Here is a 287-nt window from a genome sequence, read left to right on the forward strand (position 1 = left end):
TCCAGCAGCTCCATGTTCCGCTTGGTGTACTTCTTCGCCACGCTCACCACCAGCCGCAGGTTCGCCGCCACCATCCGCTCCTTCGCCCGACGGCCACCGTGCAGTCGCTTGCGCAGCACCTCCGGCCGCAGACCCACCGCCGCCGCCAGTTCCTGCTGGCTCGGCTCCGTGCCGCCGGAACGCAGCTTCAGCTCCTCACGCTGTTCCTCCAGCGCCATCAGCTCCTGCACCTGACGGCCCAGGGTGATCTCCTGCTCATGGCTCAGCAGCGGCACACGGCCGATGTC

1 protein-coding gene is annotated in these 287 nt (G+C 68.3%); it reads right to left on the reverse strand.

Annotated features, from left to right (window positions below; translation table 11 throughout):
• Positions 1–287: sigma-70 factor domain-containing protein (locus tag KUG41_RS15390; protein WP_305798581.1), on the reverse strand; the 287-nt coding region annotated here is incomplete at both ends.

Origin of the sequence: Synechococcus sp. CCY 9618, assembly GCF_019038415.1 — a bacterium.
Lineage (GTDB): Bacteria > Cyanobacteriota > Cyanobacteriia > PCC-6307 > Cyanobiaceae > Cyanobium.